Raw genomic sequence first — 20,096 nt, forward strand, 5'->3', positions numbered from 1 at the left:
GCCCTAATTCCACGATCCCACGATCCCAAGCAGACCTACCGAATGAAACAAGTCAGTCCACTTGCCAAGCCGCGCAAACCAGCCCTCGTCGGCGCAGTTGGTGCGTCTGTTAATGCCTCTGTTAATGCCGCTGTTAATACCGCTGTTAATGCATCTATCTCCGAGATCAGCATGCACACCGATGACGACGATATCGCCGACGCTAAAGAATCCAAGGCGAGTAGCGGCATGACGATGGTGAAGCCGGTCATCAATGCGCTGCACATTCTGCGCTATCTGACCATGAGCGGCGAACCGGCGCGCGCCGTAGACATCGCCCGCCATCTCGGCATCAATCAGAGTACCTGCTTCAATATCCTGCGCACGCTTGTGTCAGAAGACGTTGCGGCATTTGATGTCTTGTCCAAGACTTATACCCCCGGCTTCGGCCTGTCCAAACTGGTCGGCCAGTTCGTCACGCAGGGGCAACGGATTGAGGCAGCCAAGCCATTAATGCGTGAATTTGCGGCCCGCTTTGAAGTCACGGTAACGCTGTGGCGGCCCATTGGGATTGACCGGATTGTTCTGGTCAGCGCCGCGCTTAGCCCGACCAACCTGCGCATTGACATGGCCGAAGGTCAGCGCCTGCCCTACATTATGGGTGCCAGCGGACGCATTTTTGCGGGGCAGCCAGACCTGGGCAAGATCGCAGTGCGCGAGGCCTTTGACAATATCCGCTGGGCCGAACCGTTATCGTTTGAGACCTATTGGCACCAGGTCGAAGAAGCCCGAGAACGCGGCTACGCTATCGATGACGGCACCTTTGCCCGTGGCATCACAGTGCTTGCCGCACCGGTGCATGACGCAGCAGGCTTGCTGGCGTTCACAGTATCGGCATTTATGTTCCGCAACCAATACAGCGCCGAACAAATTACAACTCTGGGGTATGCATTAAATGCGCTTGGCGCAAAACTCACAAACACGCTGTTTTAAAAGACTTTCTTATTAGTTCGATTCTGTTTCACTTCTCTAAGCTGAATGCCGCCGGATTATTTCGCTGCGGCAAACAGTTGTTGCATGAGACTGCGTTCAACGGCCTTAAAGCCACCCCGTTCACTCCATATCAACCAGCGGTCAATAAGTACAATTTTTAAATAAATGTATAAATTTTATTGCGCTGCAAGACGGATATTTGCGTCGCTTCTTATGCTTTTGATGGAGCGCTTTGGCGCCCCGCCCGCACGTGCTCCCTCCCACATTCCCCTGCTAAAAATTAGTAGTTCCTCCTCAGTTTAAGCCGTTTGGCAAGCCCTGAATCGGACCGCGACTGCTAATATTTTCCCGTTAAGACAACGCGTTTCACGGCCAATAGTTTATAAACATATTTTCGTTTTATGTTTAATTTTATGTTTACAAACAATTTCAAATCCTCTAAGATCAAATCTCGTGTCACGCCCTCGCGTGGCAAACAAATTTTGAGGATGTTATGAACCAGGAAGACCTGATACTCGTCAGCGTTGACGATCATGCCATTGAGCCGCCAAATGCGTTTAGCCGTCATATGCCAGCTAAATACAAAGGCCGTGAGCCGAAGGTAGTAAAAAAGAGCGGTCGCGATGTCTGGGAATTCGAAGAGCGCATTACCGGTTACATGGGTCTTAACTCCGTAGTCGGTCGCCCAAAAGAAGAATACGGCATGGAACCTCTGTCGTACGAACACATGCGTCGCGGCACATGGGACATCAAGGCGCGGGTTGACGACATGAGCGCCAATGGCGTCCTTGGATCGATGTGTTTCCCTACTTTCCCAGGTTTCGCAGGTCAGCGTTTTCAAACTCTTCCAGACCGCGGTGTGTCGCTGGCAGCAATTCAGGCCTACAACGACTGGCATCTGCAAGACTGGTGTAACGCAGCCCCAGGCCGCTTTATCCCGTTGATGATTGCCCCTTGGTGGGACATGCAAGCCGCCGCCGCCGAAGTCAAGCGGATGGCAGCGCAAGGCGTCCATGCTGTGTCGTTCTCGGACAATCCTAGCGTGCACGGTTTTCCATCGATTCATAACGACTACTGGGATCCGTTCTGGAAAGCTTGCGCCGACAATAACGTCGTCATCTGCTGCCATATCGGTACCGGTACAAAGGCCGCACACGCGTCCGACGAATCGCCGATTGACGCATGGATTACATCAATGCCGATTTCGATTTCGAACTCGGCAGCCGACTGGATCTGGGCCCCGATGTGGAAGAAATTCCCAACATTGAAAATGGCACTATCAGAAGGCGGTATTGGTTGGATTCCGTATTTGCTCGAACGTGCAGACTTTACGCACCGTCACCACAACGCCTGGACCAATTCCAACTTCGGCGACAAAATGCCTAGCGACATCTTCAACAAGCACATCATCACCTGCTTCATTGAAGACCAGTTCGGCCTGAAGAATCTGGATTCGATCAACGTTGAAATGGCAATGTGGGAATGCGATTACCCGCACTCCGACTGCACCTGGCCAGATTCATCCCAAGTCTTCTTTGAGCAGTCACGCCATCTAAGCGATGAAGTGATCAACAAGCTGACCCACCTAAACGCCATGCGTGAATTTTCCTACGACCCATTCGCCATCCTGGGCCGCGAGAACTGCACAGTAGGCGCCTTACGTGCACAAGCAACCCACGTCAGCATCGAACCAGCACTAGGCATGGGCGGCGCAGCACCAGAACGCGACCCAACCAAACCAGTCACCTCCGGTGACATCAACAAAATGTTCGCAGAAGCAGACGCTGGTTCAGCACTGTAATAAAAGCTGACTCCCTCACCGGAGTCAGCACTTTATGGTTGACGGGAGTCAGTTAAGAACTGGCCCCCATCAACCATAAAGGCTGTTGAAGTTGAAGTTGAAGTTGAAGTTGAAGTTGAAGTTGAAGTTGAATTTGAATTTGAATTTGAATTTGAATTTGAATTTGAATTTGAATTTGAATTTGAATTTGAAGTTGACCTACCCCGTCATAGGCGTTGCCGGTTATTTCGGCTGTCAGTCGGGAATTGTCGGAATACATGTTTGAGCGTAGCGAGTTGGTATTTCGACCCGACTGATAGTCGAAATAATCGGGGACCCGCCAACGGCGGGCGACGCCTCTGCGGTCGCCTTTTCTTTGGTTACTCTTCTTTTGGCGAAGCAAAAGAAAGTGACCGGGTGTCGGGCCGCCCCCGACCAGCATCCACGGAGCGCCAACCGTGTCAGTTATCGAATAAACGATCAATTGAATCAGTAAGCCAGTCAGCCATCTACAACCAACCCGCAAAACACATTCCGTATTGCGGGCTTTGTAGCAAGCGGCAACCAACCGCAGCAACCAGCAAACGCATAGCCCCTATAACATTCAGATTCTCCCCAAAAAACGAACGGTAAATCCATGCCCATTAACCAGTTCCAATACAGCAGAATCCCCCCCGAAGCCGATAAGCTCCGCGCCGACGTCCGCAGCTTTCTAAAAGAAACCGTAGCCGACTACCCTCCCCTGATGCGCGCCCAATCCTGGATGGGATTCGATCCCTCCTTCAGCCGCAAAATGGCACAACGCGGCTGGATCGGCATGGCAATCCCCACCCAGTATGGCGGCTCCGATGTCGGCCCTTTTGCCCGCTACGTCGTAGTCGAAGAACTACTAGCGGCAGGCGCACCGGTCTCAGCCCACTGGATCGCCGACCGCCAAAGCGCACAACAAATTTTGCACTTCGGTACCGAGGAACAAAAGCAGTTTTACTTACCCCCAATCTGCCGCGGCGAAAGCTATTTTTGCATCGGCATGAGCGAACCAAATTCAGGCTCCGATTTAGCCTCAATCAAAACGCGTGCAGTACGCGACGGCGAGCGCTGGGTGCTGAACGGCCAGAAACTCTGGACCACCAACGCCCAACACTCGCATTACATGATCGCGCTGGTACGCACCAGCCAGGGCGACGGCGATAAAAAATCCAGCCGTCACGAAGGCATGTCGCAATTCATCGTTGATCTGCGCCTGCCGGGAATCACCATTCGACCAATCCGCGATCTGGTCGGCAGCGAACACTTCAATGAAGTATTTTTTGATGATGTCGTGCTAGAAGCTGACGCCTTAATCGGCGCTGAGGGCAAAGGCTGGGATCAATGCACTGCCGAACTCGCATTCGAACGCAGCGGTCCCGAACGCTTCCTCAGCAGCATCGCGCTGGTCCATGCGTTAATCGACGCGGTAGGACCGACACCAGACGCGTTGCAGGCCAGAGAAATCGGCCGCATCACGGCCCGCATGATGAGTTTGCGCAATATGTCGTTGTCCGTCACCGCACAACTCGCCGCGGGCGAAAACCCAGCATGGGCCGCATCCTGCGTGAAAGATCTCGGCACGACGCTGGAGCAGGAAATCCCCGAACTTGCCCATCTATTGCTAGAGACTGTTCCTAGCGTGGATGGCGGCTCCGACTATGCACAAGTGCTCGCCTACCTGATCCAGTCGGCACCTTCTTTTTCACTACGCGGCGGTACACGCGAAATCTTGCGCGGCATCATTGCACGCGGACTGGGGTTAAGATAATGCGTCAACTATTTGAATCTACCGTACAGCGGATTTTTGGCGATATCGTTACGCCGGCATCCCTTCTTGCCCGGAAGGCTGGCGAATGGCCAACCCAACTATGGGCAGCAATCGAAGAGTCTGGTTTTAGCGTCGCTCCCGCACCTGAATCATTGGGTGGCAGCGATGCAAGCTGGAACGATTTATATGTCGTCGTGCGTGCAGCCGGACGCTACACAGTCCCCGCACCTCTGCCGGAGGCTTTACTCGCAAACTGGTTATTAGGCCGTTCTGGACTGGACGCGATCTCCGGGCCGCTCTCCTTTGCGGCCGCCAACACGCTGGTGTTTGCCGACGGCAAAGTCACCGGCCAGTTGCAGGAAGTCCCTTGGGGACGGCATGTAGCGCAAGTAGTCGCCGTCGTTGCGGGGACGGGTGACCTGCCTTCGCAAATCGTGGTCCTCAACGTCAAAGATGCAACGCTAGCGAACCTGCGCCTGAACATGGCTGATGAGCCGCGCGACGATCTCAGGTTTAACGCCGCGCAACCGCTTGCCTTTGCAGCGTTACCGAGCGACCTTCCTGCAGATATCTTGCTATTAGGCGGCGCGATGTTGCGCTCCGCTCAAATCGCAGGCGCGTTACAGGCAGCGCTGGAAATGACCTCCCGTTACGCTACCGAACGCAGTCAGTTCGGACGCCCTATCGCCAATTTTCAGGCGATTCAACACCGGCTTGCCATTCTTGCCGAGCACACCGCCAATGCGATGGTCGCTTCAGAAGCGGCATTTGCCGAGTCCGGTGACCAGCTTGCGCTATTGCCTTTAATGGCGGCTAAAGTATGCGCATCCGAGGCCGCCAGTATCGCTGCCGATACCGTCCACGCCATCCACGGCGCTATTGGTATTACCCATGAACATGCGCTGCATCTGGTGACGCAACGGTTATGGTCATGGCGTAGCGAGTTTGGATCGCAGACGTTTTGGGCGCAGCGTATCGGGCGCGAAGTTTGCGCTAACGGTGCACACCGCTTCTGGCCTGCAATCACAAGCGCTAAACTTGAGGCCGAGAATAATCCGGTACAAAAAACCACGCCTTCAGGAGAACTATCATGACCCCATTTTTAGTCACAGAACGTAGCGACGCCATTCTTACAGTGCGCATGAACCGGCCCGAGACCCGCAATGCGCTGTCCGATCCGGAACAAATGCAGGAGTTTGTCGATCTCTGCGCCCAACTAAAACGTGACCGCTCGGTCAAGGTTGTTATCCTGACCGGCACCGCCAACGCATTTTGTGCTGGCGGCAATATCAAAGACATGCGCGAGCGCGGCGGTATATTCGGCGGATCGCCATATGAACTACGTGAAAATTATCGCAACGGCATCCAGACCATTCCGCTCGCGTTGTACGAACTGGACGTCCCGGTCATTGCCGCCGTCAACGGTCCGGCTATCGGTGCGGGTCTTGATCTGGCCTGCATGTGCGATATCCGCATCGCTGGCGACAATGCGCTGTTCGCGGAGAGTTTTGTCCGCCTTGGAATCGTGCCGGGCGATGGTGGTGCATGGCTACTGCCGCGGATAGTTGGCATGCCGCGCGCAAGTCTGATGGCCTTTACCGGCGACACGATAGACGCTGCCAAAGCGCTGGCATGGGGACTGGTTGCCGATGTTGTGCCTGCCGCAGCACTGGAAGAAGAAGCCATGAAGCTGGCACGCCGCATCGCCGCCAATCCATCACACGCGCTGCGCATGACCAAGCGTCTGTTGCGTGAAGGCCAGCACATGCGTCTCGATTCTTTGCTGGAATTGTCGGCGTCTTTTCAGGCGCTGGCCCATTACACCGAAGATCACCATGAAGCGGTTGCAGCTTTCATTGAAAAGCGCGCCCCGGAATATACCGGTAAATAAGCCTTCATCCGGTCAGTAAATAAATCAAGTTGATGCAGCACTTCATCCAAATCTAATCTTTAAGCCTGTTGGATAAGCCGATTCAAACGCTTATCCAAAGGCTTTTTCTACCTTTAAGGGATTACCAATGCGCAGCGTTTTTCGTGAAGACCATGAATCCTTCCGTGATCAAGTTAGGCGTTTTGTCGACAAAGAGATCGTCCCACACCACGCCCAATGGGAGGAAGACGGTATCGTTCCCAAGTCGCTATGGTTAAAAGCCGGTGCGGCTGGCTTGCTGTGCGTTACCGTCGCCGAAGAATACGGCGGCGCTGGTGGCGACTACGGCCACTCCGCGATACTGATTGAAGAATTGGCGCGGGCAAATGCCACCGCAGTAGGCTTTACCACCCACTCGGAAATCGTCGCGAATTATATCGTCGCCTACGGTACCGACGAACAAAAAAACAACTGGCTACCAAAAATGGTCAGCGGTGAAATGATCGCCGTGATTGCCATGAGCGAACCGGGTGCTGGCAGCGATCTGCGCTCAATTCGCACCAGCGCACGACGCGACGGCGACGACTATCTAATCTCAGGACAAAAAACATTTATCACCAACGGCGGCAATGCTGACCTTGCGGTGGTGGTTACCAAGCTCGATCCGGCGTCAAAAGACCTGACATTATTTTGCGTCGAAACCGACCGTGAGGGATTTTCCAAAGGTAAGCTTCTGCAAAAAATTGGCCTCAAGGGACAAGATACTTCGGAGCTATTTTTTGATAATGTGCGTGTGCCTGCATCCCACCGGATTGGCGAAGAAAACCTGGGATTTCAATACCTGTCGCATCAGCTTGCGTGGGAACGCTTGATCATCGGCCTGCGTGCCGCTGAATCGGTGCATGCGTTGCTGGAAGAAACGATCGTCTACACGCGCGAACGTAAAGTATTCGGAAAATCCCTGCTCGAATATCAAAATACCCGCTTCAAATTAGCAGAAGTCAAAGCGCAGGCCACCATGTTGCGGGCGTTCGTTGACGATAGTTTGCGATTGGCAATGTGCGGGGAACTTACCGCGGAAGTCGCCGCTATGGTGAAACTGAATGGTTCCGAAATGCAAGGCAAATTGCTGGACGAGCTATTGCAACTGCACGGTGGCTACGGCTTCATGAGCGAGTACAAGATCAGCCGGGCATGGCTGGATGCGCGGGTAGCGCGTATCTATGGCGGCACGTCAGAGATCATGAAAGAAATTATCAGCCGTAGTCTATAAGAGCAAACCAAAACGGCCGTGTGACAATCAGTGTGTAACAATCGGCCGCTCCGGGAGGTTGTTACGCTTTTGCCAACTCAGCTTCAATTGCTTGTGCTAAGCGGGGGTCTTCAACCCCGATGTGCGGCGCAAAGCGACCGACTACTTCACCTTGTCGACTAATCAAAAACTTCTCAAAGTTCCACAATAGCTCCGGCTCTGACGCCAGATGCAGATTATGTTTCTGCATCATGGTGACAAACTCATCGGCAGCCAATGCTTGTGGTAATGCATGCGTCAATCCGGCGTACAACGGATGCTGATCAGCACCGGCGACGGATATCTTAGAAAATATCGGAAAACTTACGCCATAGTTAAGCGTACAAAATGCTGAAATTTCTGTGTCACTGTCTAATTCCTGATCGCGGAAATTCCCGGCAGGAAAAGCCAAAACCGTTAGTCCCGCTTCGCGTTTTTCTTTGTACAGGGATTCAAGTCCGGCATATTGTGGGGTCAATCCGCATTTGGAGGCAACGTTCACCACCAGCACTACCTGGCCGAGATAGTCGGATAGTGTCGCAAAAGTGCCATCTGGACGCTGGAGTGGAATCTGTGGAATGTTTGTTTCAAGGGGTAGTGTGCTCATCTGTTTACTACTTTCTACACGTCATTTAATGGGGATGGTTTCTTCATAAGCCTGCTGCACGTAGGTCATCCGGCCACCAGCGAGCATCAACGCACAAAACATATTTAGCTCAACCACTTCCGGCACCGAAAACCATTTACCGAGTTCAGCGAAAATCGCTTCGTCAATCGCAGTATAGTCTCCGGCGAACAATTCCGCATACCGCAGTGCAGCTTGCTCCCGGACGCTAAAACGCGCATTATCGCTGGCCAGACAGGCGATGTCGTCGTCGTTAACATCGTCCGATTTGCGGCCCAGCTGGCACGCTTTGCAAGTGGTAATCGCTGCGATACGCAGACGTACCAGTTCACGCAAACGACTATCGAGCAGGCCGTGGTTGTGAAACTGGTCGAGTGTATTGAGCCACGCAAGGGCAGCAGCCGGGCGATGTCCCCACACCCGCACGGGGACGGTCGAACTGAGCATTCGGGTAGCGGTGCCGCGCGCCACTGCATCACGCAATGGCTGCGGCAAGTCTGCTAGCGGAATCGGTGGAATATGCGACACAGAATCCCCTGAAGTTACGCTAGTCTTTCGATAATAGTCGCAGTACCCATCCCACCGGCACAGCAAATGGTTTGCAAGCCATACCGGGTCTTACGACGTTCCAGCTCGTGCAGCAGACTGGTCATGATGCGTGCGCCGCTTGCGCCCAGTGGGTGGCCTAACGCAATGGCACCACCGTTGACATTCATACGATCATGCGACACGCCTAGCTCACGCATCCAGATCAACGGCACCGGTGCAAAAGCTTCATTCACCTCAAACAGGTCAATATCATCCAACGTCAGTCCAGCTTTTTCCAGTACCTTCCGCGTTGCTGCAATCGGACCTGTCAGCATCAGAGTAGGATCGGATCCAACCGTTGTGACGGCAACTATGCGGGCGCGGGCCTTAAGACCAAGACTCTTTGCCTTATCCGCTGACATCACCAACAGTGCCGCCGCGCCATCCGAAATTTGCGAAGCATTTCCGGCGGTAACGCGACCGCCTTCGGGACGAAAACTGGTCTTCAGTGTGGCGAGCTTTTCCAGACGGGTGTCGGGACGGATAGTTTCATCGCGGACAAAGTCTGCTGCCGGAATTGCACCCTCAAGATTGAGAGCGTGTTCGCGCAAATCACTGACCGGCACGGGCACGATTTCTTTCTCAAACCAACCTGCCTCGGCGGCAACTGCAGCACGGCGATGACTTTCCATCGCAAAGGTGTCGAGATCATTGCGGGTTAAATTCCACTTATCCACGATACGTTCTGCGGCTTCACCTTGACTGACCAGATCGTAACGTTCGCTCGCCATCCAGCCGAATACTTCGCCGTGGACATCGCGGTTGCCGCCCATCGGTACGCGTGACATGTTTTCAGCGCCGCCTGCAACAACGATGTCAGCAGCACCGCAACTAATCGCACCGAACGCTGAATGCACTGCAACTTCGCCGGACCCGCACTTACGGTCCAGTGTCAGGCCGGGGATGGTTACCGGCCATCCGGCGCTTAATAACGCGGTGCGGGCAATGTTGCCGGATTGCTCGCCGACTTGGGTCACGCAACCGAAAATTACGTCATCGATGAGCGACGCGTCAATGCCGGTGCGCTTGACCAGTTCCTGAATAACCACGGAGCCGAGATGGTCGGCGCGCACGCCCGCTAAACTTCCGCGAAAGCGACCGACCGGAGTGCGGACGGCTTCAACGATAACGACATCAATCATAAGGCGCTCGCCTTCAAACCTGAATTTGGTACGCATTGACCGTCAACATATCTATAGACACCGTGACCGGTCTTACGTCCGAAACGTCCGGCAGCGACCATTTTGATGATCAGTGGACACGGACGGAATTTTTCGCCTAGTGTCTGGTGCAGATAACGCAGTACATTTAAACGGGTATCCCAACCGGTCAGATCGCCCAGTTCAAGCGGTCCCATCGGATGGTTAAAGCCCATGCGTAACGCGGTATCGATATCTTCAGCGCTGGCGGTACCTTCTTGCAGCATGTACATCGCTTCGTTGCCCAGCAGTGCTGACATACGGCTGGTAGTCAATCCCGGAGATTCGTTGACAATGATTGAGCTCTTGTTAATCGCATCGCAAAATGCACGTGTGCGCGCAACCGTTTCGTCACTGGTAGCGATGCCGCGGACCAGTTCAACCAGCTTCATTTTATGCACCGGATTAAAGAAGTGCATACCGATGACGCGTTCAGGACCGGGCACGCTGGCGGCGATTTCTGTCACGCTGAGTGCGGAGGTATTGGTCGCAATAATCGCGTCCGCCGCCAGTGCTGGCAGGGCCATGGCGATCACGGCTTTTTTGATTTCCAGCTTTTCTGTTACGGTTTCTACCAATAACGCTGCGCCACTTGCCGCGCTGAGCAAATCCGAACTAGTCGTCAGTCGCGCTGCGGCTGCAGCTGCGGCGGCTGGATCGATCTTGCCAAGTTTGATACCGTCAGAAAATATCTTGCTGATGGCTTGTTCCGCACGTGCCAACGCTTCAACGTTGGAATCAACCAACACCGTCCGATAACCGGAACTGGAAAACGCGTGGGCAATGCCGGTGCCCATCAGTCCACTACCAACGATGACAACTTTTTCCTGCTTTGGATTCATGATGTTCTTTCTACTTATTTTTGCGCGTTGGTGGATGCAGGATCGCCCTTGCGTGGGGACTTCTCGCTGACAATATTTTTAAGGACGCCGATACCTTCGACAGCAGCTTCAACTACATCGCCCGGATGTAAAAACAATCCCGTTCCCATGCCGACACCCGCAGGCGAACCGGTAAATAAAATATCGCCGCAAGAAAATCGTGAACGCTCGTCTACAAAGCATATGAGCTGACCGACATCCCACGTCATCTCTGAGGTATTGCTGTCCTGACGTATTTCTCCGTTAACGCGAAGAGTGAGGCCTAATTTTGGAGAACCTGGCGGAAACTCGTCACGCGTAACGATCCATGGACCGACGCCGGTAGTCTGGTCCTGGCTCTTGGCCGCAAACAAATCCATACCGATACCTGCTGCGCCGCTGCGTTGCAAATCACGTGCGCTGACATCGTTGCCAACGGTGTATCCCAAGACGCTGGACAGCGGATCGTCCAGATTCACGCTTGTTGCGCCGATGACCGCAACCAGTTCAACTTCATGGTCGAGTTCATCCGTCAGTGGTGGGTAGCGAATTGGATCGTAGGCACCAATCAGCGCGCCGTAGGCCTTTAAAAATGCGACTGGTTGCGAAGGCGGCTTCAGGCCGAATTCCACCAGATGTTTGGCATAGTTTGCGCCAGCGATGACGACGCGATTTACGCGTTCAATTGGCGGTAATAAACGCACCTCCGACAACAGACGCCCGGCACCAGAGAAGCTGAGCGCCGATTCGCCATCACCGCGTGTAATACGCGGTGCCCAGTCGCTGAACTCGCCAGCGATGGGCTTCACCGTGCCCGCGCCCGTATCGACTAGCGCCCAAAACGGCGCACCGCCGTCCGTGCATCGGGCCAGCTTCATGCTGCTTTTACCGCTGGTGTAACACTACCGATTTTAGCTGGATCAAGATGCAACAACTCGCAAGCATTTTTCCAGCGGATTTTGTCCAGTTCTGTCGATGTCAATTTCAGGCCATCGGTCAAATCGTGACGTACTGCATCGCTACCACCGAAGTTACTACCATAAAGAATACGATCGGCACCGATGATATCGACCATCGCCTGACGCATCGGCACTTCGTGCAATTCCACGTCGAAGTAAAAATTCTTCATGTAAGAGAGCAACGGTTTTTTGTTGTACTTCACATCCAGATTTTCGTTGGTCTTAGCCAGACGACCAAGCTGGTAAGGAACGTATCCGCCGCCGTGGGTAATGTAAATTTTGAGGTCCGGGAAGCGATCCAAAACGCCGCCGCAAATCAGGTTCCAAAAGCAACGTGTCTCGTCGTACTGCATACCGACGATAGCCGTTGTTTCATAGCGATCTTCGTTGGCTTTCTTGCCCCAGGTAACCGACTGGTTGTAACCATGGATAAACATTGGCAAGTCAAGATCGCACAATGTCTTCCATACGACGTCAAGTTCTGGCGAATCAAATTCAAGACCACCGAAATTCGCACCACCGGCAACCAGGCCTTTTGCACCGAGTTCGGTACAGGCACGACGCAGTTCAATCGCTGCCGCTTCCGGCGCGTTCAAAGGCGCATGCGCCCAGAACATCAACCGATCTGGCGCCTGGGAACAATATTCCGCCAAGACGTCATTGACCTTACGCGCAAATGGCACCGCGAATTCTTCTTCAGTCCAGTACATGTAGCAATGCGATGGCACTGACACTACTTGCAAGTTTTGTCCCGCCGCGTCCATACCTGCTAAACGGGTCTTAGGATCAGCCCAACGCGCCAGATAATCGGCAAGTTTCGGACCGTTACCGGAGCGTACCGAAGCTTTACGCTCAGGCGAACCCAAGCCCAGAATCCAGTCACCAACGCGCAGTTTAATGTCGCCGTCAGCGTGCTGTTCAAAAAATGGGCCCCAGTGCGGGTGTTGGTTGTAATAACCAGGATGTGGCGCGTGCGCGTGTAGATCGATCAGCATAATCTTGTGAACCTCTGCTAGTTAGAGAACAGTGCGTCGAAGCAAAAAGTAAATGGTCGGGAGCAAAGCATGGCATGGCGTGGCACCGCACCACCCTCACCGATTGGACACATCTGCACGTTATGTTCGACAATTAGCCCAAAGGAGGCTTGAGAGCACTATACCGTTAATTAGTCATAAAATGCAAATATGTTTAACAAGTATTTGAACATATATTTGGTTTATGTTTTTAAGGAAGGTTTTTGAGACTCGCGCTGATAGCGGAAATATGGTCGAAATGACAATCACAACCACGAACGAATCCGGCTAGCCTTATGCAAGACTCGCGAATATCTGATTCGTACCGAGGGATTTAACTAGGCCTGCTGAATCCACAGTCCTTAGAGGCTGTAGAAGTTGACTGTGATGTTGCGGTTGCGGTTATCGTTGAATTGGCTGTTGACCTACCCCGTCATAGGTGTTGCCCGTTATTTCGGCTGTCAGTCGGGAATTGTCGGAATACATGTCTGAGATTCTATGGTTTATTGCAAGCTATTTGGTTAGTTCGGTTGATCGATAGCTAAAATGGTTAGTGCTCCGTGGATGCTGGTCGGGGGTGGCCCGACAGCCAGTTACTTTTTTTTGTCTCGCCAAAAATAAGTAACCAAAAAAAAGGCGACCGCAACGACGCTGCCCTTCGGGTCCCCAAGCGTTTTAGCCATCAGTCGGGTCGAAATACCAACTCGCTGGCGCTCAAACATGTATTCCGACAATTCCCGCTTGATGACTAAAACACTTGGCAGCGCCAATGACGGGGTACGTCAAGGGCCACTTCAACGGCAACCGCAACAGCAACGGCAACGTCAAGAACCGCAACCAAGACAATCAACCGTCCAATTAACAAGGCTGCGGCGGTTGCCGTTGCGGTTGCGGTTGACCTACCCCGTCATAGGTGATGCCGGTTATTTCGGCTGTCAGTCGGGAATTGTCGGAATACATGTTTGAGCCGGAGGCGAGTTGGTATTTCGACCCGACTGATAGTCGGAATAATTGGGGACCCGACCAACGGGAGGGCAGCGCGTCTGCGGTCGCTTTCTTTTTGGTTACTTTTTCTGCGGGGGCGCCTAGCCGAAGCAAGAAACAAGTAACTGGCCGCCGGGCCACTCCCGGCAAGCATCCACGGAGCACTAACCGCTTCAATTAGCGCCAATCGACCTTAACCATAACCCGCTCTATTTGCCCCGAGCACCAACCATCCCCCGCATAATAATCCCCACCCGCACCGGCAACAAAACCTCCCCCCCCACACTAGGCACCAACAACTCACTAAGAATATACCGCACCAAAAACTCACAAGCCAGATCCCGATCAATCTGAATCCCAAGTTGCGCATCCCAGGCATCAAACACAATATCCAGCACCGATTTATACCGACTAACCGCCTCACCAAACATCCGCTTAAAAAACCCCAGCGCATATTCCGGCGCCACGGTCAAAATCCGTCGCGCATTCCCATGCCGCAGAAACTGATCGATATGCGCCATCACCGCGTCAAACCGGCTATCAGGATCGTCATGCGGCGCGGCGGCCTCTATTAGCCGCCGATGAAATTGCTGGTGCTGGTGTTCAGTAAACGCATCAAGCAACGCATCCTGCGAAGAAAAATACCGATAAAAAGTACCCCGCGAAATACCCGCGACTTCACACACCGCCAAAATCGAAATACGATCGACGCCAGAAACCAGAATCACCTCTCCCGCCGCCGCAATAATCTCCTGAATGGTGACATCAGAGCGACGATTGCGACCAGCCTCACGCTGTGGCGGCATGGTTAATTCGGCACCCGTCTTGCTGCGCACTGCGGCTTTAGCGGCCACCGGTGTTTGCTCACCACTGGGGCGCTCAGAACCTTTTCCGATGCTGCTGATCAGCTTGCCTATGCGCTGCGGTAACTGCTTGCGGTCGCCTTCGCCCATCACCAGCAATTCGCTCAGCACGTAACGGATTAACATTTCGCAAATCAGCTCCCGATCAAGGGTCACACCCAAACGTTCATCCCAGGCGTCGAAGACGATCTTCAGCGCGTCTTGAAATCGGTCGAGCGAATCCAGAAAAGCATGTTGAAAAAATCCGAATGCGTATTTCGGTGCGACCATTAATAAACGACGGGCTTTAGTTCCCTTAAGAAAATTATCAAGATGCGCGACCAATGCGACAAAACGCTCATCCGGATCTTTGTAAGGCTCCGTCGTCATTAGCAAAGCCTGATGAAAGACTTCCCGCTTATGCTGGGTGAACGCTTCAAGCAATTCATCCTGCGAAGAAAAATAGCGGTAAAAAGTGCCGCGTGAAATGCCCGCGACTTCGCAGACTGACAGAATGGAAACGCGATCAACGCCGGACTCCAGAATGACTTGCTCGGTAGCGATCAAAATTTGATCGATGGTTTTTTCGGAGCGCCGATTGCGTCCCGGTTCGCTGGCCGCATCGATACTGGGACCGGCGAGTGTCGGGAGCATCGGCACAAGCCGTGTGTCTTTCTGAGGCAGGTGCGCCAACGCCAGCGGCAAAAGATCACCACCGCGGGAAATCGCCTGAGTCATTTGTGCGATCTGCGCCAGCAACTGACGGCGATCACCTTTTCTTGGTACCAGCAGTTCGCTCAGTACATAACGGATCAGCATTTCACACACCAGCTCGCGATCAATCCGCACGCCGAGTTGTGCATCCCATGCATCAAACACAATGTCTAAAACTTCCTGGAACCGCTCCACAGAATCATGAAAAATACGATTAAAAAACTTGAATGCAAATTCAGGCGCGACTTCCAGCAGGCGACGGGCTTTACTATGCTTAAGGTAATTATCCAGATATGAGATCAGGGCATTGAAGCGATCTGTCGGCGTCAGGTAGGGTGCCGTGGCCGCATGCAGCGCCATATGGAAGCGGGCGCGCTTATGCTTGGAAAAAGCATCGAGTAACTCATCTTGAGAAGAAAAATAGCGATAAAAGGTGCCGCGCGAGATACCTGCGACTTCGCACACATTCTGGATGGCGACACGGTCCACGCCAGACTCCAGGATAACTTGCTCGGCGGCGGCTAATATCTGATCAATGGTATCGGCTGAACGCTTGTTGCGTCCCGGCTCCCGGACTGGCACTGTCGCGTTGACAACGTCGGTAACTTCTTTTATAGGCATCGACTTTTTGTCCCCTCGGGCTTTGGCGAGCTTTTCCCGATTGCCCGGGCCTGGCAAACTGTCCTCAGTCGCGGTCGTAGTATCAGATTTACGCTCGCGGTTATTCATGTCCGACTCCGTTCCATTACTTGTTTCTTTAAAAAAAAATGCCTGTAAATACATCGATAAATGGATGTTCGCACAGTCGAACCAATTATTCTAGCTGACACATTACTTAATTCCATATTAGAATACTCTTCTCAATTCAAAATAATATTAACCCATTGCCTCTTCTGGAGGCGCGCTCTGGAGAAGACAAGCATGACTAATTTGGCATCCGCCGCCACATGGGCAGTGGGAGAACAGGACACCGTCATCGCTGCGCTGGAGCGCGCCGTGGCCGCGCATCCCGACCGTGTTCTGCTTGATTTCAGCGGTGCGCTGACCACCTACGGCGAAGTAGATAGACTCTCTACCCGGATGGCTAACGCCCTCACGGCGCTCGGCGTGACCAGCGGACAAACTGTTGTGACCATGCTTGATAACAACATTGATGCCGTGATTACGTGGCTTGCCGTCAACAAGTTGTGTGCCGTCAGCGTGCCGATCAATACGGCGTTGCGCGGCGAGTTCCTGCGTCACCAGATTGCCGATGCCAGCACGGCGCTGGTCATTTGCGAGACCGATTATGTGCAGCGAATTGCTCAGTCGGCCCACATCGGAAAAGGCCTGCCCGACGTCAAGCTGATACTTCAGCGCGGAACCAGTAAAGAGGCAATCGACTGCAGTATTGCGCTGGCACCGCTTGATGCGCATCGTGGCGTTGATGACACGCCGCTTAGGATTAAACCTGCTCCGTCTGATCTGGCGTGCCTGATTTATACCTCCGGCACCACTGGCCCCTCCAAGGGTTGCATGTTGAGCTACAACTTCATGTGCAATCTGGCGCGTCTGCAATTGCGTGCCGGGCCTGCGACCGAGAAAGACGTGACGATCACGCCGTTGCCGTTGTTTCATCTGAATGCGCTGGCAGTCGGCATTATTTCCAATATTCTGGTCGGCGCACGCGTCGCGATTGTGCCACGTTTTTCGGTATCCAATTTCTGGCCAGAAGTAGAACGCTCCGGCGCTACCATCGCCTCGATTCTGGGCAGCATGGGCGGATTGTTGTCGCAAGCCGCGGATAGCGAAGCCATGCAGCGTTGCCACGGTCAAATCCATACTGTACGCGGCAATCCGTTCACAGAAGAAGTCAAGGGCATCTGGCGCGAGCGCTTTGGCGCACGTCAGGTCGGCGGCAACGGTTACGGCTTGACCGAAGCCTGTGTCATCACGTCGTTGCCAGCTGGAGAATATGCGGCACCGGGATCGTCGGGCAAACGTATTCCTGATTTTGATGTCCGTATTGTCGATGACCTTGACCGCGAGTTGCCACCCAATACGCCGGGCGAGATCGTGGTGCGTCCTTTGCGCCCGAACATTATGTTCGAGGGCTACTGGCGGCGTCCGGAAGATACGCTGAAAGTCATGCGTAACATGTGGCTGCATACGGGTGACATTGGCAAATTTGACGATGATGGTTTCTTCTATTTCGTTGACCGCAAAAAAGATTACTTACGCCGCCGTGGCGAAAACATCTCCAGTTTTGAAATGGAGACAGCATTTGCATCCCACCCTGACATCGCCGAAGTCGCCGTGCATGCAGTACCGTCGGACAAGGGTGAAGATGACGTTAAAGTCACCGCAATTCTGAAGCCGGGTGCAACACTGAGCGCAGAAGCGCTGTTCCATTGGTCCACCAATGCAGTGCCTTACTACGCGTTGCCGCGCTACATTGAGTTCCGCGAGACATTACCGAAGAACCCGCAAGGCCGGGTGCTGAAGTATGAACTGCGGGACGAAGGTAAAACCAGCACCACCTGGGATTTGGAAGACACCGATATCAAGGTCGCCAAACGCTAAGTACCCCGGCCAGACTTCCTCGCTCTGCGAGGTCGTCTGGCCTGCATCTCTCCTACAAAATCAATTCCCACAACGTTTTAACTACTTCAGTCTTCAGCTTTAGTTCTGGTCTTCAGTCTAAAGACCAATCCCAATCTTTACCCTCAACCGTATCCAAAATTCATGTCGAAAAGCCCCAAATTTCGGGGCTGAGCACGTACGCCTTAATATTCCCTGACCGGCACATGTGCCGGACGCGAGTTGTAGCCTGGCATATGTAATCCGCCATCCACGTGGATTGCTTCGCCGGTCATGTAGCACGACAGATCGGATGCCAAAAATAGTACCGCTGGTGCAATATCCATCTCCGGATCGCCGCTGCGGCCTAACGGTCGCATGGCCGCCGAGCGCTCTGCAAAACCTGGATTGTCCGCACAAAGCTTATGGAAGGTCGCCCCCATCGCGGTTGGTGCAATCGCGTTGACGGTGATATTAAAACGGCCCCACTCGGCTGCGGCACTGCGCGTCAGGCCGAGAATACCTGCCTTGGCCGTGTTGTAATCCGCATGCAACCAGGCGCCGATCTCGACGTCAATCGAGAAAAAATTGACAATCTTTCCGCCACCGCGGGCGCGCATGTGCGGCATCGCCGCCTGCATGGACCACCAGCCTGCCCAGATAGTTGAGTTCAACGTCTGCGCCATCATGGCGTCGGTTTTATCTTCCATCAGCACATTTGGGGTTGGCGCAAAGGCGTTATTGATCAGAATGTCCAATCCGCCAAACGTGTCAACGGCCATCTGCACCGCCGCTACGACGTCAGCCTTTACGCAAACATCAGTTTTAATAAAGACCACGCGCCCGCCCAGTTCTTCCACTTCGCGGGCGACAGCTGCGCCGCTGACCGGATCGATTTCCGCCAAAATCAATGCTGCGCCTTCGCGCGCAAACCGGCGCGCTATGCCACGTCCGATGCCACCGCCCGCGCCTGTGATCAAAGCGACTTTATTATCGAGCATGCCCATATGTCTCCTCTACGTTAATTTATGCACATATTCTACAATATTGTACAATATAGAGGGTTAAGATTTGACGGTTTTAGCTATTTTGTTCCAGACAGCAAACAGGGCTGCAATCGCACCATAAACGTCACTCAGCCCTATACAAAATCGATGTAGAAATGACCGCCTCAGCCCCTGAAAGACGATATAAACCGGTTAAATAAAATTTCAAAATACCGTCGCCAAGGCTAGCGCCGCCGAACAATTTGAGCAGATTTTACTACTACAGGATATTAGACATGACTTTATTTCGACGCCGGATCCAGATAGCGAGTAACGCTTATGGTGACCGTGGAGAAGCAAGGGCGGTGTTGGAGGATGACTTCCATCATTTTCGGGTGGCAGTATTTCATCAGGACGGGATCGTCACTGACGTCGCTGGCTACTCGCTCAGAAATCCCTACACGAGTTGTCCGGCAGCAAGCGGCGAGTTGATGTCTTTGAAAGATATGCCGCTTAATTCGGTCGCCAACTCAGTCATTCGCGCCACGGACGCCAGCGTCCAGTGCACGCACATGCTGGATTTGGCGGGACTTGCGATTGCGGCCGCCAAGCGCGGTATTCAACATCGTCGCTATGACATCGAAGTACCGCGCCGGGTTGGCATCCGCACCTCTGGCAAACTGGTGCGTGACGGCATTGACTTATTGGAATGGCAAATCGAGAACACGATCATTCTGTCGCCAGCGCCTTACGCAGGCATCAATCTGCGCGAAGGCATGGCGCGCTGGGCATTGACGACGCTGCCCGAAGATGAGGCCGAGGCGGCTTTAGTGCTGCGGCGATGCATGGTGATCTCGCGTGGTCGCGAGCATGATCTTGACCTGATGAAAAACGCCGTTGCCAGCGGCAATTGTTACGCCCAGCAAGTGGATCGGGCCGCTCAAAGCTTACGGATAATCGGTTCGACGCTGGATTTTACGGTTGCGCCAGAATTGCTTTGCGCTGTGGATCAAGACTGGATCAATTTTAAGCAAAGCGAATAAATAGAAAAAAAGG

The 20,096-nt window shown here is 53.4% G+C and carries 17 protein-coding genes; 8 read left to right on the top strand and 9 right to left on the bottom strand.

Going from position 1 to position 20,096, the window contains the following annotated elements; genetic code table 11:
- Nucleotides 1-42 precede the first annotated feature (42 nt).
- Both HAV38_RS20595 and HAV38_RS20600 read left to right on the top strand, forming a co-directional pair.
- Complete coding sequence (locus HAV38_RS20595) at nucleotides 43-972, top strand: IclR family transcriptional regulator (RefSeq protein WP_245182490.1); 930 nt, start codon at nucleotides 43-45, stop codon at nucleotides 970-972.
- A 493-nt stretch (nucleotides 973-1,465) separates the two neighbouring features.
- A complete protein-coding gene (locus tag HAV38_RS20600) occupies nucleotides 1,466-2,773 on the top strand; it encodes an amidohydrolase family protein (protein WP_168057271.1) in 1,308 nt (435 codons plus the stop codon).
- A 52-nt stretch (nucleotides 2,774-2,825) separates the two neighbouring features.
- Here HAV38_RS20600 and HAV38_RS20605 read toward each other — a convergent pair whose 3' ends face one another.
- Complete coding sequence (locus HAV38_RS20605) at nucleotides 2,826-3,236, bottom strand: hypothetical protein (RefSeq protein ID WP_168057272.1); 411 nt, start codon at nucleotides 3,234-3,236, stop codon at nucleotides 2,826-2,828.
- A 153-nt stretch (nucleotides 3,237-3,389) separates the two neighbouring features.
- Here HAV38_RS20605 and HAV38_RS20610 point away from each other — a divergent pair, with 153 nt between their 5' ends.
- From HAV38_RS20610 to HAV38_RS20625, 4 genes are all read left to right on the top strand, one after another.
- On the top strand, nucleotides 3,390-4,550 hold the full coding sequence (locus HAV38_RS20610; RefSeq protein WP_168057273.1) for an acyl-CoA dehydrogenase family protein: 1,161 nt from the start codon (nucleotides 3,390-3,392) through the stop codon (nucleotides 4,548-4,550).
- Nucleotides 4,550-5,644: an acyl-CoA dehydrogenase family protein gene (locus tag HAV38_RS20615; RefSeq protein ID WP_168057274.1), complete on the top strand. Its 1,095-nt coding sequence runs from the start codon at nucleotides 4,550-4,552 to the stop codon at nucleotides 5,642-5,644. The genes HAV38_RS20610 and HAV38_RS20615 overlap by 1 nt, the downstream gene beginning before the upstream one ends.
- Entirely contained in the window at nucleotides 5,641-6,441 is an 801-nt protein-coding gene (locus HAV38_RS20620) for a crotonase/enoyl-CoA hydratase family protein (RefSeq protein WP_168057275.1), read from the top strand. The genes HAV38_RS20615 and HAV38_RS20620 overlap by 4 nt, the downstream gene beginning before the upstream one ends.
- Nucleotides 6,442-6,568: 127 nt before the next feature.
- Entirely contained in the window at nucleotides 6,569-7,693 is a 1,125-nt protein-coding gene (locus tag HAV38_RS20625; RefSeq protein ID WP_168057276.1) for an acyl-CoA dehydrogenase family protein, read from the top strand.
- 61 nt (nucleotides 7,694-7,754) lie between these two features.
- Here HAV38_RS20625 and HAV38_RS20630 read toward each other — a convergent pair whose 3' ends face one another.
- The 7 genes from HAV38_RS20630 to HAV38_RS21725 all read right to left on the bottom strand — a co-directional run bounded on the left by HAV38_RS20630 (nucleotide 7,755) and on the right by HAV38_RS21725 (nucleotide 16,224).
- Nucleotides 7,755-8,318, bottom strand: a complete 564-nt coding sequence (locus HAV38_RS20630) for a glutathione peroxidase (RefSeq protein ID WP_168057277.1) — start codon at nucleotides 8,316-8,318, stop codon at nucleotides 7,755-7,757.
- 21 nt (nucleotides 8,319-8,339) lie between these two features.
- Nucleotides 8,340-8,864 carry a carboxymuconolactone decarboxylase family protein gene (locus HAV38_RS20635; RefSeq protein ID WP_168057278.1) on the bottom strand — a complete coding sequence of 175 codons (525 nt, stop codon included), beginning with the start codon at nucleotides 8,862-8,864 and terminating at the stop codon, nucleotides 8,340-8,342.
- 14 nt (nucleotides 8,865-8,878) lie between these two features.
- Nucleotides 8,879-10,066, bottom strand: coding sequence for a thiolase family protein (locus tag HAV38_RS20640; RefSeq protein WP_168057279.1), 1,188 nt, complete (start codon nucleotides 10,064-10,066; stop codon nucleotides 8,879-8,881).
- Nucleotides 10,063-10,965, bottom strand: a complete 903-nt coding sequence (locus HAV38_RS20645) for a 3-hydroxyacyl-CoA dehydrogenase (protein ID WP_184013453.1) — start codon at nucleotides 10,963-10,965, stop codon at nucleotides 10,063-10,065. The genes HAV38_RS20640 and HAV38_RS20645 overlap by 4 nt, the downstream gene beginning before the upstream one ends.
- A 14-nt stretch (nucleotides 10,966-10,979) precedes the next feature.
- A complete protein-coding gene (locus HAV38_RS20650; protein ID WP_168057280.1) occupies nucleotides 10,980-11,861 on the bottom strand; it encodes a fumarylacetoacetate hydrolase family protein in 882 nt (293 codons plus the stop codon).
- On the bottom strand, nucleotides 11,858-12,937 hold the full coding sequence (locus HAV38_RS20655) for an amidohydrolase family protein (RefSeq protein WP_168057281.1): 1,080 nt from the start codon (nucleotides 12,935-12,937) through the stop codon (nucleotides 11,858-11,860). The genes HAV38_RS20650 and HAV38_RS20655 overlap by 4 nt, the downstream gene beginning before the upstream one ends.
- Before the next feature lie 1,211 nt (nucleotides 12,938-14,148).
- Nucleotides 14,149-16,224, bottom strand: coding sequence for a TetR/AcrR family transcriptional regulator (locus HAV38_RS21725; RefSeq protein ID WP_209216837.1), 2,076 nt, complete (start codon nucleotides 16,222-16,224; stop codon nucleotides 14,149-14,151).
- 192 nt (nucleotides 16,225-16,416) lie between these two features.
- Between HAV38_RS21725 and HAV38_RS20675 the strand changes: the two genes are divergently transcribed.
- Nucleotides 16,417-18,057 carry an ATP-dependent acyl-CoA ligase gene (locus tag HAV38_RS20675; RefSeq protein ID WP_168057282.1) on the top strand — a complete coding sequence of 547 codons (1,641 nt, stop codon included), beginning with the start codon at nucleotides 16,417-16,419 and terminating at the stop codon, nucleotides 18,055-18,057.
- Nucleotides 18,058-18,260: 203 nt separating this feature from the next.
- Here HAV38_RS20675 and HAV38_RS20680 read toward each other — a convergent pair whose 3' ends face one another.
- On the bottom strand, nucleotides 18,261-19,055 hold the full coding sequence (locus tag HAV38_RS20680; protein ID WP_245182491.1) for an SDR family NAD(P)-dependent oxidoreductase: 795 nt from the start codon (nucleotides 19,053-19,055) through the stop codon (nucleotides 18,261-18,263).
- A gap of 281 nt (nucleotides 19,056-19,336) precedes the next feature.
- Between HAV38_RS20680 and HAV38_RS20685 the strand changes: the two genes are divergently transcribed.
- Entirely contained in the window at nucleotides 19,337-20,083 is a 747-nt protein-coding gene (locus HAV38_RS20685; RefSeq protein WP_168057284.1) for a hypothetical protein, read from the top strand.
- Nucleotides 20,084-20,096 lie beyond the last annotated feature (13 nt).

Origin of the sequence: Glaciimonas immobilis (assembly GCF_011947285.1) — a bacterium.
GTDB lineage: Bacteria > Pseudomonadota > Gammaproteobacteria > Burkholderiales > Burkholderiaceae_D > Glaciimonas > Glaciimonas immobilis.